The 15,634-nt window shown below is 45.0% G+C and carries 13 protein-coding genes; 11 read left to right on the top strand and 2 right to left on the bottom strand.

All coding sequences use genetic code 11. The features are described from left to right. The first annotated feature begins 350 nt into the window (after positions 1-350). The 7 genes from nagE to V8G47_RS16360 all read left to right on the top strand — a co-directional run bounded on the left by nagE (position 351) and on the right by V8G47_RS16360 (position 8,090). The gene (gene nagE, locus V8G47_RS16390; protein WP_336201068.1) at positions 351-1,793 is read left to right on the top strand and encodes an N-acetylglucosamine-specific PTS transporter subunit IIBC; all 1,443 of its coding nucleotides are present in this window, start codon (positions 351-353) and stop codon (positions 1,791-1,793) included. 243 nt (positions 1,794-2,036) lie between these two features. Further along, positions 2,037-2,771 carry a DUF2161 domain-containing phosphodiesterase gene (locus V8G47_RS16385; protein WP_336201067.1) on the top strand — a complete coding sequence of 245 codons (735 nt, stop codon included), beginning with the start codon at positions 2,037-2,039 and terminating at the stop codon, positions 2,769-2,771. A 92-nt stretch (positions 2,772-2,863) separates the two neighbouring features. Further along, positions 2,864-4,726: a squalene--hopene cyclase gene (shc, locus tag V8G47_RS16380; RefSeq protein WP_336201066.1), complete on the top strand. Its 1,863-nt coding sequence runs from the start codon at positions 2,864-2,866 to the stop codon at positions 4,724-4,726. Positions 4,727-4,799: 73 nt separating this feature from the next. Continuing rightward, positions 4,800-5,738 carry a heme-dependent oxidative N-demethylase family protein gene (locus V8G47_RS16375; protein ID WP_336201065.1) on the top strand — a complete coding sequence of 313 codons (939 nt, stop codon included), beginning with the start codon at positions 4,800-4,802 and terminating at the stop codon, positions 5,736-5,738. After that, the gene (locus V8G47_RS16370) at positions 5,735-6,220 is read left to right on the top strand and encodes a dimethylamine monooxygenase subunit DmmA family protein (protein WP_336201064.1); all 486 of its coding nucleotides are present in this window, start codon (positions 5,735-5,737) and stop codon (positions 6,218-6,220) included. Before V8G47_RS16375 ends, V8G47_RS16370 begins: the two co-directional genes overlap by 4 nt. Continuing rightward, positions 6,220-7,173, top strand: a complete 954-nt coding sequence (locus V8G47_RS16365; RefSeq protein WP_336201063.1) for a PDR/VanB family oxidoreductase — start codon at positions 6,220-6,222, stop codon at positions 7,171-7,173. The genes V8G47_RS16370 and V8G47_RS16365 overlap by 1 nt, the downstream gene beginning before the upstream one ends. A gap of 128 nt (positions 7,174-7,301) precedes the next feature. Then, on the top strand, positions 7,302-8,090 hold the full coding sequence (locus V8G47_RS16360) for an arylamine N-acetyltransferase family protein (protein WP_336201062.1): 789 nt from the start codon (positions 7,302-7,304) through the stop codon (positions 8,088-8,090). A 32-nt stretch (positions 8,091-8,122) separates the two neighbouring features. Here V8G47_RS16360 and V8G47_RS16355 read toward each other — a convergent pair whose 3' ends face one another. Together V8G47_RS16355 and V8G47_RS16350 are read right to left on the bottom strand one after the other, a co-directional pair. Next, on the bottom strand, positions 8,123-8,308 hold the full coding sequence (locus V8G47_RS16355; RefSeq protein ID WP_336201061.1) for a hypothetical protein: 186 nt from the start codon (positions 8,306-8,308) through the stop codon (positions 8,123-8,125). Positions 8,309-8,580: 272 nt separating this feature from the next. Then, the gene (locus V8G47_RS16350) at positions 8,581-9,243 is read right to left on the bottom strand and encodes a VC0807 family protein (RefSeq protein ID WP_336201060.1); all 663 of its coding nucleotides are present in this window, start codon (positions 9,241-9,243) and stop codon (positions 8,581-8,583) included. Between the two features lie 211 nt (positions 9,244-9,454). Between V8G47_RS16350 and V8G47_RS16345 the strand changes: the two genes are divergently transcribed. The 4 genes from V8G47_RS16345 to V8G47_RS16330 all read left to right on the top strand — a co-directional run bounded on the left by V8G47_RS16345 (position 9,455) and on the right by V8G47_RS16330 (position 15,604). Further along, positions 9,455-11,530 carry a hypothetical protein gene (locus tag V8G47_RS16345; protein ID WP_336201059.1) on the top strand — a complete coding sequence of 692 codons (2,076 nt, stop codon included), beginning with the start codon at positions 9,455-9,457 and terminating at the stop codon, positions 11,528-11,530. 12 nt (positions 11,531-11,542) lie between these two features. Continuing rightward, positions 11,543-13,513, top strand: a complete 1,971-nt coding sequence (locus V8G47_RS16340) for a beta-propeller fold lactonase family protein (RefSeq protein WP_336201058.1) — start codon at positions 11,543-11,545, stop codon at positions 13,511-13,513. A gap of 209 nt (positions 13,514-13,722) precedes the next feature. After that, complete coding sequence (locus tag V8G47_RS16335) at positions 13,723-14,607, top strand: ABC transporter permease subunit (RefSeq protein WP_336201057.1); 885 nt, start codon at positions 13,723-13,725, stop codon at positions 14,605-14,607. Further along, positions 14,600-15,604, top strand: a complete 1,005-nt coding sequence (locus V8G47_RS16330; RefSeq protein ID WP_336201056.1) for a hypothetical protein — start codon at positions 14,600-14,602, stop codon at positions 15,602-15,604. Before V8G47_RS16335 ends, V8G47_RS16330 begins: the two co-directional genes overlap by 8 nt. The last annotated feature ends 30 nt before the right edge of the window (positions 15,605-15,634 follow it).

Below are 15,634 nucleotides of genomic sequence, written 5' to 3'. Positions count from 1 at the left end.
GGCTTCAATCTTTTTTGACATGGAACAGCCCTCCAAAATCCTTCTGTATTTATGGTTCTAGTGTACTGTTTTAGGTACAAAAGTGTCCAAAGGAATTAGGGGGTCGTAAAGTAATTACGTCGTTTTAAGTAGTAATTGCGCCTTCTTCTATTTTATGGAAGATGCCAATAGCAATATTACATAATCCCCCTTCAAGGTCCGTCCCTCAAAATATTCCTATCAATCTACCTGAATACACACCGGCATCCACTTCTAAATACCTGAATGCCGGAATATTTTTTATAGAAGGGCTTTGTCCTCATTAAAGAGACAAGGGATCTTTTAAAACAGACTGATAGGGGGAAAACAAAATGATGAAATACTTGCAGCGCATTGGTCGTTCGTTGATGCTTCCTGTTGCCGTGTTACCGGCTGCGGCGATTTTGATGGGGATCGGGTATTGGATCGATCCGTCCGGCTGGGGGGCGGATAGCCCGATTGCCGCTTTCCTGATTAAGGCAGGGGCATCGATCATTGATAATATGGCAATTCTGTTTGCTGTCGGGGTCGCACTCGGTATGGCGAAAGCACGGGATGGATCGGCGGCACTGAGCGGATTGGTCGCGTATCTCGTCATTACGACATTGCTGTCGACGGATTCCGTTGCGTTGTTGCAAGGGATCGATAAAGAGGCAGTGAATCCGGCTTTTGATAAGATTGGAAATCAATTCGTCGGTATTTTGTCTGGTATTGTAGCGGCAGGAATGTACAACCGCTTCAGTGCTGTGAAGCTGCCGGATGCCCTTGCCTTTTTCAGCGGGAAACGTTTGGTGCCGATCATGTCGGCGATTGCCATGCTCGTTGTTTCTGGGGTGATGCTTTTTGTCTGGCCGGTCATCTATACAGCGCTTGTTTCCTTCGGGAAGGAAATCAGCGGGCTTGGGTTTACAGGCGCAGGTTTATATGGATTCTTTAATCGGTTATTGATTCCTACCGGGTTGCATCATGCGTTGAATTCCGTGTTCTGGTTTGATGTTGCCGGAATCAATGATATCGGGAACTTCTGGTCGGGCACGGGGGAAAAAGGTGTGACGGGGATGTATCAGGCGGGATTCTTCCCAGTCATGATGTTTGGTCTACCTGCAGCTGGTCTTGCCATTTATCATGCGGCGAAACCAGGTAAGAAAAAGCAGGTTGCTTCCCTGATGCTTGCAGCAGGTTTTGCTTCCTTTTTTACAGGAGTGACAGAGCCTCTTGAATTTGCCTTTATGTTCGTGGCACCTGCTTTATATGTAGCACATGCAGTCCTGACAGGATTATCCCTTGCGATCGCATCTTTCTTCCACTGGACGGCCGGCTTCGGCTTCAGTGCCGGCTTCGTTGATTTTGTTCTGAGCTCAAGGCTTCCCTTGGCCAATCTGCCGTATATGCTGCTGATTCAAGGTGTAGTATTTGCTTTCCTTTATTATTTCTTATTCCGCTTTATGATTGCGAAATTCAATCTTATGACACCGGGGCGTGAAGAAGAAGGAGAAGAAGGTGAGAGGGCTCCTGCACTTGCTGGAGAAGACAAGTTCGCTGTCATGGCAGCAGAGATCTACGCCGGACTCGGCGGGGATGAAAATGTAACTTCCGTTGAAAATTGTATTACCCGATTGAGAGTGGAAGTGAAGGACATGGGTGCAGTGGATCAGGACCGGATCAAAGCGACGGGGGTTCCAGGTATTCATGTGGTTGGGGATAATAGTATTCAAGTGATTGTTGGGACGTCGGTCCAGTTTGTGGCGGATGAGATAGAGAAGATTCGGGAATAAGGTCATTCTTAAGGGCAGGATGAGGTCTCGATTTTTGTAGAATGGCAGATATAATGGGGACTTGGTAGATAAAAGAGGATATTGGCAGATATATTTCTCAAACGGCAGATAAACCATCTTCCACCCATCCGCCCGAGTTCCAACAGTAGGAGCTATAGTTTCTTTTTCTCCCAAACTGCAAAAATCTCTCCAATGGTCTATACTTTATCTTATAGAATTTTTTCCCGGAAAGGTTTTTTACCCATGACGAAACTGAAAGAATCGGATCTATATCAGCCGATCCAAAAGCATTTTCATAAACAGGGTTATCAGGTGAACGGTGAAGTGAATGACTGTGATCTGACGGCGATGAAAGAGGGGGAGCTTGTGATCGTGGAGCTGAAGCTTTCCTTGAATGTCGAGCTTCTCATCCAGGCAACGAAGCGGCAGCGGCTGACGGATCTTGTGTATATCGCGATTCCGAAACCGAAGCGCCTCCGGTCGAAGCGGTGGAACGATATACGCCATCTGGTCAGGAGGCTGGAGCTTGGATTGATCACCGTTTCATTTACGACGAAGACCCCTAAGCTTGACTTTGTCATACATCCGGAACCCTTTGACAGAAAAAGCAGTATGAAAAACAGTAAGAAGAAGCGTGCGGCCCTGGTGAAGGAAATCGAAGGCCGCAGCGCGGATTACAATGTAGGCGGAACCAATAAAACGAAGATCATGACCGCCTATAAGGAAAGTTGCATACACATCGCCTGCTGTCTGGAAAAACACGGACCCATGTCCCCGAAGAATTTAACAAAGCTGGGGACGGGTGACAAAACGCCGTCCATCCTCCAGAAGAATTATTACCGGTGGTTTGAGAGGGTGAAAAGGGGCGTGTATCAAATCACGGACACCGGCAGAGAGGAAATGCAGAAGTATCCTGCACTTGTAAGCTATTACTCACAGAAAATAGAAGAAAATGAAGAAGAGCCTGCTCCCCGATAACCGGGCGGCAGGCTCTTCTTTGCTTCCCACTACTAGTACCCCCATCCTTCACATATATATAACAACAGAGAAGGCAGCCGGGAGGACGAATGATGAAAAAGAAGATAGAGAGCACGATCCGGAATATGATAAGCGATTTACAGAGGATGCAAAGGGGAGATGGACACTGGTCCTTTTGTTTTGAGAATGGCGAGATGACCGATGCGTATATGATCATCCTTCTGCGAACGCTCGCAGGGGATGAGGATGAACTAGTTGGACAGCTGGTGGACCGCCTGTGGAAATGCCAGTCAAGGAAGGGAACGTGGAAGCTCTTTGATGATGAGAAGGAGGGGAACCTGTCATCTACCATTGAAGCATACTTTGCCCTGAGATTCAGTGGCATGGTCAACGGGGAGGATAAAAGACTTCTGAGAGCCAAACGGTTTATAGAGAAAAATGGCGGTTTTCACAAGGCTCATACCATGACAAAATTCATGCTGGCCGTGCATGGTCAATATGAATGGAAGCATCTCCTGCCGGTCCCCATTGAATTCCTGTTGCTTCCGAAGACATTTCCCTTGAATTTTTGGGACTTGAGCAGTTATGCAAGAGGGCATCTGGTGCCGATGCTGGTGCTGAAAGATCAGAAATTCACGATCAAAACAAGCAGTACACCACAAATACAGGATCTGTCCCGTGCTGTAAAGGAAGAGAGTTACAGCGAAAGGGAATGGAGATTATTTTCAAAAATGAGTGAAGGTATTCAGTCACTTGCAGGCCTCCCCTCCCAACTTCATCAGCAGGCATGCCAGTTTGCACTGGAGTACATGCTGCAGCGGACGGAGCGGAACGGGACTTATCTCAGTTACTTCAGCACGACGTTTTATATGATTTATGCCATGTTGGCACTGGGATATAAGAAGGATGACCCCATCATCGTAAAGGCATTACACGGGTTAAAGGAAATGGCATGCGAAACGAAGAAAGGCATCCATATTCAAAATTCCCCTTCTAGCGTGTGGGATACAGCCTTGATCAGCTATGCCCTTCAGGAAGCAGGTGTGGATGCAAATGAAGATATTATACAAAAATCAGTGGATTATCTTCTGAAGCAGCAGCACTTCAAATATGGGGACTGGGCGATAGAGACCGGGGTGAAACCCGGGGGATGGGGCTTTTCAAAGAGCAACAGCATTCACCCTGATGTGGACGATACAATGGCTGCTCTCAGGGCCATTACGTATTCAGCTGCAGGAAATCCCCTTATCAGGCAGTCATGGGATCGTGGGGTTGAATGGGTGTTCGGTATGCAAAATCGTGACGGAGGCTGGCCGGCTTTTGAAAAAAACAAGACGAAATCGATCCTTACTTCTTTTCCAATCGACGGGGCTGAGGCGGCAGCCATCGATTCCTCCACCCCTGATTTAACGGGGAGAGCGCTTGAATTCCTGGGCAGACGGGCAGGGTTGACCACGGAACATCCACAGGTAAAAAAAGGGGTTGAGTGGCTGAAACTGATGCAAAAAGACGATGGTTCCTGGTACGGTCGCTGGGGCGTTTGCTACATCTATGGAACATGGGCGGCCATCACGGGAATGAAAGCCGTGGGGGTACCTTCGTCGGATAAACATATACAAAAAGCAAAAACATGGCTTGAAAGCATTCAACGAAAAGACGGGGGCTGGGGGGAGTCCTGCTACAGCGATCAGGAAAAGACATACGTACCCCTTCCCTTCAGTACCCCTTCACAAACGGCATGGGCACTGGAGTCGCTCATCTGTATCGAAGACAAGCCGACACCTGCCATGGATCTGGGTATCATGGCGCTTCTCGAATTAAAGAACGGTGCGGAAGCATCCAAAGCATATCCCACAGGCACCGGTCTTCCAGGAAACTTCTATATACACTACCACAGCTACCAATGGATATGGCCCTTGATCACGCTCAGCAGGTACAAAGAGAAATTCAGGTGAGGGACGGACCTCTTGAGGTCCGTCCCCCTATACGATAAGATTAAAGTAAGAATTTTCCGAAAAAGGTGATGGTATGATGGGTGTGGATTCGTTTCCTTATCCCTTTAAGGGGGATGTGTATCGTTATTCTAATAATTCGGTTCCATTGGAAGAGCCAAGTTGTGTAGAGGTTACCACTTCGTATTCGGAGGAGATCAAGCTGAAACGGAAACTGCTTACCGGACATCCTCGGAGGTGTTTCCAGTCCCGTCCGCATACCTTGAAAGCTCAATGGGAAATAGTAGAGATGGTGATTACACATCTCACAACCTATTATCCTCAGCGGTTTTCACTAGAAAGAAATGAGGGGGAATGGACGTTTCACAATCACATCTTAGAGGAGGACACAACGTTTACATTTGGGGATGAAGCCACGCTATCCTTGGAGCCCCTCGATTTTATCGGTCGTCATGTACAGGAGGATCTGATTTTTATGATGCAGCGGGATGGGGATTTATACATGGATGCGGGACAGTTATGTTTCCCGGCCAACTGGTCCCTCGCCTTTAATATCGGAATGAGCTTCGAGGAGATACACGGACCGATCCCGGGATTTAAAGATGAGGGATTGGATCAGAGGATACTAAGGTTCTTGATGCGGATGGAAGCGGGAGATCCCTGGGTGAGGCGGAACTGGTCGTTAATGGCGGGAAATCGTCTGGATACTTCTCTGGAAACCTTTGATGAGTGGGGAAAAGGAAGAGGAAAGGTTTCAAGGGAAAATGTCGGGGGATATGTTCATTTTCGTGTAGAGGTACAGAAGCTGTTCCGTTTGCCAGGTTGTAATGGGCTGCTCTTTACCATCCATACCTATCTTCTTCCACTTGAAGAGTTTGTGAAGAATCATGAATGGACGAATGAGTTTTATCATATTCTCCAGGAGCTTCCCGACCATATAGCCGATTATAAAGGGATCGCTTTATTCAAAAAAGAGGTCATCGGGTACTTGAATGAAAAGAAGGTGGGAATGTGAAGGCACTCCCGCAACCTTTGTTCGTACCGGGCAAACGAAAGTATTTATTTCTTGGTGATGAAGAAGGAATGAAGCGGCTGTCCCCTATCATCCAAAAAGTAAAAAAGGATGACTATCCTAATGAATCGGTGCTGTTGGATGAAAAGGAAGTAACAGATATTTCTCATTGGCTGAAAGATCAGAAAATGGGGAGCTATCTATATATAGCGATGGAGTGGAACAAGCTCTCCTATTTTAAAAAATGTGCAGAGACTCATGGTTTTTCAGCAGAAGAGACACAATATATCGGTCACGGAGTCAGATTCATACATGTATTCTGTTCAAAATGCCATCAGAAAATAGAAGTGAATAGCGGGCCAATCAATCAAATTACAACCTGTCCTCATTGTCACTTGAAGTTATCCGTTTCCGATCATTATTCTCCTTTACATGAAGCTTATCTCGGGTATGCAGCATGTACAGAAACAGGGAGTGATCAGTAATGAATCAAGCTAAAACCATAACCGTCACTGTCCAATCGATTCATCAGGAAACGCCTTATGTGAAACGATTTTCACTAACTCCAGCCGGGAATGAACTTCTCCCTCCTTTTAGCGGGGGTTCCCACATCACCACTTATATCGAGACGGGGAGTGAGACAATCGCCCGATCCTATTCCCTTACGAACCCACCCGGTCAAAGGGACACCTACCACATTGCCATTCGGCTGAATGAACAATCTACAGGCGGGTCCCGTTATTGGCATGAGCATATGAAAGCAGGAGATATCCTACGCATCAGTCCTCCACAGAATCATTTCCCATTGAGCTTCCGCGCGAAGCACCATGTTTTCTATGCGGCGGGAATCGGGATCACTCCTTTCCTGTCTATGATGGCAGAACTTAAAAAGGAAGGACGCTCCTTTGAACTTCATTATGCGTCTAAGTCCGAGGAACATTGTCCATTCTATAATCATTTAAAGAACATGTATCCTAAAGAGGCCCATTTATATTTCTCAACAGAAAAGAGATTAACAGATGATAGTCTCCACGACCATAGAATCGGTACCCACGTATACTTTTGCGGGCCTCCATTATTTATTGATGAATGGACTGAAAGTGCCCTTTCCATTGGATACCCCCGCGCGAGCATTCACTTTGAGCGATTCATTCCTCGGAAGTCCATGGTGCGTCATGACTTTTGGGTGGAATTAAAAAGTGGGCCCATCGTTAATGTGCCACGGGAAATGACTTTATTGGAAGCCCTTCACAATGAAGGGATCAATGTCCCTTATTCCTGCCGGGTAGGTCGATGCGGAACCTGTGAGGTGAAAGTATTGGAGGGTGAAGTCGATCATGGTGATTCTTTCTTGAGTGAAAGTGAGAGGAGTGAACACAAGTCGATATTAACATGTGTTTCCAGGGCAAGAGCGGAGAAACTGCGGATCCAACTTTAAGGTATTTTGACCGAAATAAAGGAGATAGACCGCCAGAATCCCAAGATGAATTTAAGGCGGTAATATCTTACCTTGAAAACCACAATGAGAAGCAGGTAAACTTTAAAGACTAACCTCCAAGAAAGGATGTGCTCGTCATCAACAATCTAGACAAGCTATTCCGCAAAAGGATTCAGTATTCAAGTCCAGATCCCGTAAGCTTTCAGGATCTGGATATCATATTAGAAAAAATGGCGCATCATATTCCATTTGAAAATGTATGCATTATTGAAAAGAGGTCCCGTACTCTGACCAAAGATCATCTGTTGAATAAAATGCTCATTTTGAATGAGGGAGGTCTTTGTTATGAACTAAATTCACTCCTTTATTTATTCCTGATAGAAAATGGATGCGAAGCTTCTTTAATACAGGGAGCAGTCTATGATCATGCTTCAGGAGCGTTCGGACGAATTGGGAGGACACATGTCGCCGTTATGGTATGTCACGAAAAACAATATTATATTCTGGATGGGGGCTTCGGAGGGAATATTCCGTTGAAACCCGTACCATTATCAGGGGAAACGGTCTCTTCCGCCAATGGGGAATTCAGGATACGGGCCGGTGAAACAGCTTATGGGAATTATAGGTTAGAAATGAAATTGAAATATAAAGACACCGATTGGAGAATCGGGTATGCATTTGATTCTAAACGAACCATCAAAGATGTTCGTTTCCTTGACGACGTGCGTGTCACAGTGGAAGAGCATCCGGATTCACCCTTTAATAAACATCTGTTACTGACAAAACGAACGGATGACGGAAGTGTGACCTTGACAGATACTTCCTTTACTCAATGGAAGAAAGGGAATGTAAAGAAAAGTGAAATAAATTCAGAGGAGTACCAGGAAGTTTTGAACCTTTGGTTTTCTCAAGTATAAAAGAGACCCGGAATGAATCCGGGTCTCTTCATTTACTTACCGAGCATCGCCATAATCCCTTTATAGATTAAGAAGAGTGAGAATACGAGAATAGCTAAAATACCGATGATGTCCGTTACCGGTGCCACGCTTTCTAAAAACGTGCCGTTAAGTGGTGCCCTTAACAATGCGAAACCGGAAAGAATACCTGCTACTAATAAAAGAATGAATCGATCCATTCTAATCGCCTCCTTTCACGATAGTATATGAAGGAGGGATTGGGATGTTGAACCCAATAATGATAAGTGTTTTCTTTCATACTTTATGCAGGGATCATTCCAATTCGTTGTAACTTATCTTTCCTGATTCTTCCCGGTGAAATTTAATCAATTTACCTTCAATCATAGTACACCACGGGGTAAAATTTTATTATCCATTATAGGAAAAATGTTCACGATGTTCTATAGGGTCCGGACAAGACGGAGGTCTGAAGGAAGAAACATGCAAAAGGCTAAACGGCATCCGTCTTTTCTGCTTCAAGTTCTTTCTGGACTTCCTTGACTAAATGAGGGGAATCGTTGATGATCATCCCGATATAGAAGAATCCGACAACGGTGATACCGGTTATGATCCAGCTGAACGCCTGTCGCAGGATGATGCCTTTATCAAATGCCTCCACACCATACTCCAAAATGAGCCATGCTTTCACAACGGCGAGGATCCCGCTCCTAAGTGCGAAGCAAAGCGTGATCAACTGAAACAAGGTATACAGAGGTTTCTTATAGAAAAGTCTCTTACTAAACGTACGGTCATGGACTTGGAGTTCTGCGAAATCAAGACCAAAGTATAAGGTGATGGGCCTTCTGACGACCATGGTAACCAAGAAAAACAAACTAATCCCAGCAACGTAAAAGACATTATTCCAAAGAAGCTGTAAAGACGAACCGGCCAGTACGTCTATCAGGGTACCGACAATCAAGGTGAACAAAATGAACAGGCCGAATGTATTCACTTTCTTCATCTCGATGAATCGGTAGACGGAATAAATGATCCCGGGAACAGAAGAAAGGAGCATTGCGTAATAATCTCCGGTGTAATCCCTCATGATATTCCACACAAATAGAGGGAGGGCGACATAAATCATCAGATCCAATAGGACAATATTTTTCTTCATTTCTATCACTCTTCCTTTTTCTCATTTACAAATAGTACGGTTCTCAAAAGGACAAAGTTTCAAATTAATGGATAATGATTTGAAAAAAGTGAAATCGATTTCTTTTTTATGAAAATTCTTATTGAGATTCCTTCTCAATTAAACTATACTAATAAACAGTAATGAGAATCATTCTCGAATGGTTCGTGAACGTTGAGAGGGGCTACATAGAATGAATAGACCATGGAAAGTTTTATCTGCGTCCGTTTTGGCATCTTCACTCCTACTTGCTGGATGTGTAAGCGAGAAGGATGAAGCATCGAAAACAGACGGAAATCAATCTGAAGAAGCGACAAAGGGAGCAAGCAAGGTGAATGTATCTGATTATGCGTTTGATACTGCCGGCAATATGTTTGCTTATGCAGAATTTGAATTATCCGGTGAACCGTTGGCAGAAAGCCTTGGACTGGATTTGGATATATTGGAGATCAATAAACTGGATCAACCGACAGTATTTGATTATACAGCCGGCGTTGAATCCTATGAATACTCTGAGGAAGCCATGTATGAAGTCGTGGAAAAATCGGGTCTCGGATTACATTTGATCAATGGTCCTGCAGTTAAAACCCTTCAAAATGGAAAAACAGCAGATGAAAAATTGGGAAGCCGCTTTTATGAATTGGCGGGTGCTGTCGGATATCCGGAAGATGAAATTTTCAGGAATATGTATCCGACTTTCATTGAATACTCTGCCGGTGATCCCCATTATAAGGGCAAAGTAGATACAAGTGAGTATGCAGCAAATGATGATGGAAGCTATGTACCTATGTATCAAGTAAACTTCGAATCACTCCGCTGGGATCGTGACAAAATGGAGAAGACCCTTATCCCTTCAGCGTACGGGGCAACGTTCTTAAAGCAGGCGCTATGGGCCGGTGATTTCATGGGCGGCTTCCACACGATTGATGGGGACGAGGAGCTCGCAGGTGAAACGTCAAAGGATGACGATGATGAGAATGTTGCGCTGGGAGTAAGCTCAGCAGATGGATTCCAGGGGGCGGTCCTGACAGAAGAAATATGGAATAAGGTGAACTACATCGGAAATGAACTGTTTGTTGATGCTTCGACAGGGGACTTGACGGAATCGGGAATCGGAAGCCAGTATGATCCTTCGAAAGGATATGTTTATTTACCACACAGTGTAGAGGTGACAGAAGACGGTAAAGAGGCACCAAACGCCAAGTCACTTTCTGTCAAAGATTCCAGCAGTGTTCTTCAAGACCAGTGGATGATGCTTTGGCCAAGTTCAGAATTCTTTGGAATGACGGATCAAAGAGAAAGCAATCCGAACAAGACACCATCATTCCAGGCGATGTTTGACGGTGCACCGTATCCTTCTGCACCTAAAGAGAATACGGATGACTCATCTGATAACGATGTGAAAGGAACAGATCCGTTCACAGCCAATCAAAACGTGATGCTACATGTATTCAAAAATATTGATGCCATGCATTTCAATGATGATAAAGGAATGTTCGTAACAGAAAATGATGGAAAAGAACAAGGGACGTATATGGATACATTCCAGGCAGGATACACGATGGAATCGATGAGGATCTTCCAGCGTGCGATCGATGGGCTTCCTGTCGGATACGCATCTGGGGAGTCAGCTGAAGGATTGAAGACACCTGAAGGTAAGCGTGCACTTGAAATGATCCGTAAGCAGGCAGACTTTTTGATAGACAACCTGATACTGGATTCAGGCCTAGTTGCAAAAGGGTTCGATCTTAAAGACGGTGCGGATAATGACGTGACGTTGGCTGCTCAACTAGGTGCGCTCAGAGGATTGACAGCAGCTTATTTAGCAACGGATGATGAGAAATATCGCGAAGCAGCCCGATCCATTTATGATGCGATGGATTCCGAGCTTTGGGATGATGAATTGAAGGCATATGAAACATCAGAAGGGAAAATGGAGTATACCCCATATACAGCAGGCGCATTGTCTGCCACATTCCGGGTTGCCCTGCAAAACTTAAGCAACAGGGAATCAGATTCAGAAACACCTGAAAGCCTGGAAATCGATACGATCACCGCCCGCTACAGTGATTTCTATGATACGGTCATCGATGGGCCATCCATTGAAGAGGGAATGCAGGCAAGTGAATTCTGGGACACAGGGGATTACTATGACAGCAAGGACTCATCTGGGAATACAGATGGGGACAATGTTCCACAAGTTCAAGCCGGACATGGTAAAAACGGGATAGCGCCCGTACTGCTTCCTGTGACAGTCGAAAAACGATAAAGAAGGGATCCTATGAAGAAAATGATAGGATATGCAGCAGCGTTTCTCATAGCAGGAACGCTTGTTGCATGTTCGGTTCAAACCGCAACCAAAGATGACCCGAGCTTCGAGTCAGTTCGGAAAGAAGCGATCAATAGCGATAATATCCTTCAGAACAAAGAAGGAACCGAGCTATACATTGCCAATCTTGACGCAAATACGGTTTCCATTGTGAATGAGAAAACACAGAAGGTTGAAGAAGAAATTCCTGTCGGGAAAGAACCGGTTCAATTGGCTTTATCACCGGATGAAGATCGCCTGTATGTTTCGTGCAGGTATGATAATAAGATTGATGTCATCTCACTGGAAGACGGGAAAGTAGTAGATTCCTATGAAGTGGGAAAGGAGCCTTTTGGACTTCTGACAAGCCAAAATGGTAAGACCCTGTATGTAGCCAATTACCGGGAAAGCACGATCATGACGGTTGACGTGAAGAGTGGGGACGTAACTGAGACGATCCCAGTGGACGATCGACCAAGAACGATGGCTGAAACAGCGGATGGGAAAAAGTTATACATCCCTCATTATTTGTCCGGCGAAATATCGGTGCTGGATACAGAAAAGAAAAAGGTTGCAAAAACAATTAAACTGGCAGACTCGCCTGATGTTTCTGACCGAAAAAAAAGCCAGGGAATCCCGAATACCCTTGAGCAATTTGTGATTGCACCCGATGGGAAAACGGCATGGATCCCTCACTTGGTAACCAATGTCGATACGCCCATTCAATTTGAGGAAACAATCTTCCCTGCCATTTCTATCATCGATCTGGAAAAAGATGAAGAATTGGTGGATAAAAGAAAAGAATTGTTCGAAGAAATCAATGTGCTGGATTCGAAAAATGAGACGATGATCGTATCAAATCCTTATGATGTGGCCTTCCAAAAAGACGGATCGAAAGCATATGTGGTGATGTCAGGAAGTGAAGACTTAGTTGTTTTTGATCTGAAGCGCGGTGGGAATGCCACTCAAATTCTACGAAGGATCGAGGGGGATAATCCCCGTGGAATCATATTAAGTAACAACGGGGAAACTCTTTACGTCCATAATGCCATGAGTCACGACCTTGCGACCATTGATTCGGGAGGCAGCTCTACTCACTCGAGGGCGAAAAAACTTCAAGATAACATCTCCCTGATCGAAAAAGATCCACTCGATCCACAGGTTCGTAAAGGGAAAACTATTTTTTATAGTGCCAACAGCGATGAGTTTGAAGCGGATATCACCGGTAACAACTGGATGAGTTGTGTGTCCTGTCACAGCGATGGAGAGATCAACGGGTTGACCTTGATGACTGGAAGAGGTCAGCGAAATGTCCCGACGAACACGAGGACTGCGGAAACCGGGCTCTTTACCTGGGACGGCAGCCGGGATGACTTTACGGATTATCTCCTGACGGTCCAGGGTGAAATGGGCGGCATGATGGAATATGAGCCGGGTAAAGAACTGCCGGCGGATGTTGAGAAGATGTATGATGATTTATTCGCCTTTCTGAAGGAGCCGTCATCTTTCCCCGTTCCACAGAGTCCTTATAAGGAAAATGGGGAATTAACAAGCTCGGCGAAAGAGGGGAAGGCTCTCTTTGAAGGAAAAGCCTCCTGCATCTCTTGTCATAGCGGCAGTCAGTTTACGGATAGTGTGAAAGCAACCGGTGAGGACGGGGAGCTGACAACGGATGTGACAGACTATCTACATGATATCGGAACATCCAACCGGTTTGACGTGTCAACGAAAGGTGACGCCCGGGCGGACTTCACGAATCCACGTGATGGAAAAAGCTTTGATACACCTAGTTTGGTGGGAGTGTGGGCGACTGGCCCATATCTTCATGATGGAAGTGCCGAGACCATTGAGGAATCCATCCAGCGCCACCAATACGAAGAGAAATCGGAGCTGAGTCAGATCGAAATGTCCAAGATTGCCGATTATGTGCGGTCCCTTGATTAATGGTTGTTAGAAAACAATATTGTTAAAAAGCTTGAGGAGATCTCCTCAAGCTTTTTATTATGGGTGAATCTATTGGAGGAGAAATTTACCTTCATGATAGAGTCACCTACTACTATGTGTTTTCAGAATAGTGTTTACAATTATATTACAGTATTGTAACATAAATATAGAAAAAATGTATCAATTTGGAAATTATTTGGAGGGATAATATGAAAAGGGTGTTTGAGATTCCCTTTCATTTTTTGGTTGTCGTGTTGGGGTTGTATTTACTTAGCGGGATCGGTTCTCTGCTCGCATATGATACAGAGCTATTGATTAACCTGGCAGCATATGGGGACAGACTGGAACAGACCTGGATTGACATCATGCATCCATCGTCGATTTATATTTATTGGGGGGATGGGAATAAGCAATACAGTATCACGGAAGTTTTTTCACAAACGTATTTTTACTCTTTTCTCATACTTTTCAGTTCATTCTTTTTAGCGATTTGCCTGGCCGTCCTCGTGAGTTATGCCTTTATGTTATTGCCACGGAAAGCATATCGTTTCTCTATTAAAATCGTCAATGTCCTGGATGCCCTGCCGGATGTATTCATCGTCGTTCTATTTCAGCTTTTCATCATCTGGTTATTTAAAAAAACGAATCTCTTAGTGTTCGATATTTATGCCCTCGGTGAAGATCGCATTTACTTTTTGCCGATTCTTTGTTTATCGGTTCTGCCTGTTGTGTTTTTGCTGAAACAGTTTTTGTTTCAGCTCAAGGAAGAAGAAAGTAAACCATATGTGGAGTTTTCGTATTCAAAAGGCTTCAGAAGGGCTTATACGGTTTGGCACCATCTTTTCCGGAATGTCTGGGTTCACTTCTTTTTTCATTTGAAGCCGATTTTTTTACTGATGCTTTCAAATCTATTGATCATTGAACTTCTATTTAACATCAATGGCTTCATGCAGACGTTGCTGCGAACGGCAACCAGTTCACCTGCTGCATTTTTTCTCGGGATGCTTCTGATTTTTGTTCCGTTTTTTATTGTGTTCACGATCGGGTCCATGATTCTATCAAAATGGCTGGAAGGAGGGGAACAGTATGAATAGATGGATGGCCAAACGTTTGGCACTGCCGATCCTTATACTGGTTGGCTTCATTGTCATCAGCTTCCTGGTTCCGGTGATGGACCCTGGTTATGACGAGGTAGTGGATTATCTCTCGGATGAGAATGGAAGAGTGATAGCGGCCCCGCCGTTCACCCCTGGAGAAATGCCTCCTCTTGGGAGTGATAAACTCGGGAGAAACTTTCTGCTGCTCTTATTAGTCGGAGCGAAATATACCATTTTTGCTGCGCTGGCCATTGCGTTATTGCGGATGGTACTGGGCTTTTTCTTTGCAGTATTGTACACATTCCTCCCCGCATTTGTGGGGAGATTCATTAAAGGGCTGGGGGAGTCCTTTCAATATATCCCCCTTGTCATCATCGTATTTGCACTTCTGGTCCCACTAGAAGGTGCCTTTCATTCAGGGATCCTCCCTTCCAACCGGTACTTCTTCATTCAAGTGATTGCGATTGCGGCTGTGACAGTCCCGTCTCTCGGAATCTACTTAGGGGAGGAGATGAAGCTTTTTATGGGAAATGAATTCATCCAGGTGTCACGTTCGATTGGTGCAGGAAGGTTCCACCTGTTCAAACAGCATCTGCTGCCACAGTTCAGAAGGCATTCGATTGTATTATTTTCAGAACAGGTTTCCCAGACGCTTGCCCTCTTCATCCAGCTCGGCATCCTTCATATGTGCTTAGGTGGCTTGAAGATCGCAAACTTCGGTATCATGGAAACCATTCCGGTTTATTTCTCTGAAACGAATGAATGGGCCGCGACGATAGCCATCAATATTCAGCAGATCTTCCTGCGTCCCATGCTTGTGGTCGTTCCATTGACCTTATTCGCAATTTTGATCCTATGTGTGAACTCGATCAGTGCCACTTTACGGAGATCGCTGATTGAGGGGGAAGGGAGCAGGGTGAAGAAAAAGGTGAAAGAAGAAATGTTGGAGAAGAAGATTTCCTTGACGAAAGATCTTTTTACGTTGAAACAGTAGAAGGAAATGGGGTGAAGAAAAAAAGGGTGC

The organism is Rossellomorea sp. LJF3 (assembly GCF_037046045.1).
In the GTDB taxonomy this organism is placed as follows: Bacteria; Bacillota; Bacilli; order Bacillales; family Bacillaceae_B; genus Rossellomorea.
Note: the sequence above shows the minus strand (reverse complement) of the source record. Positions and strands in the feature narration are given on the sequence as shown.

Bases quoted from the DNA above. Each gene is read 5' to 3' on its own strand.
- nagE (WP_336201068.1), top strand. From the start codon at position 351: ATGATGAAATACTTGCAGCGCATTGGTCGTTCGTTGATGCTTCCTGTT.
- V8G47_RS16385 (WP_336201067.1), top strand. From the start codon at position 2,037: ATGACGAAACTGAAAGAATCGGATCTATATCAGCCGATCCAAAAGCAT.
- shc (WP_336201066.1), top strand. From the start codon at position 2,864: ATGAAAAAGAAGATAGAGAGCACGATCCGGAATATGATAAGCGATTTA.
- V8G47_RS16375 (WP_336201065.1), top strand. From the start codon at position 4,800: ATGATGGGTGTGGATTCGTTTCCTTATCCCTTTAAGGGGGATGTGTAT.
- V8G47_RS16365 (WP_336201063.1), top strand. From the start codon at position 6,220: ATGAATCAAGCTAAAACCATAACCGTCACTGTCCAATCGATTCATCAG.
- V8G47_RS16355 (WP_336201061.1), bottom strand. From the start codon at position 8,308: ATGGATCGATTCATTCTTTTATTAGTAGCAGGTATTCTTTCCGGTTTC.
- V8G47_RS16350 (WP_336201060.1), bottom strand. From the start codon at position 9,243: ATGAAGAAAAATATTGTCCTATTGGATCTGATGATTTATGTCGCCCTC.
- V8G47_RS16345 (WP_336201059.1), top strand. From the start codon at position 9,455: ATGAATAGACCATGGAAAGTTTTATCTGCGTCCGTTTTGGCATCTTCA.
- V8G47_RS16340 (WP_336201058.1), top strand. From the start codon at position 11,543: ATGAAGAAAATGATAGGATATGCAGCAGCGTTTCTCATAGCAGGAACG.
- V8G47_RS16335 (WP_336201057.1), top strand. From the start codon at position 13,723: ATGAAAAGGGTGTTTGAGATTCCCTTTCATTTTTTGGTTGTCGTGTTG.
- V8G47_RS16330 (WP_336201056.1), top strand. From the start codon at position 14,600: ATGAATAGATGGATGGCCAAACGTTTGGCACTGCCGATCCTTATACTG.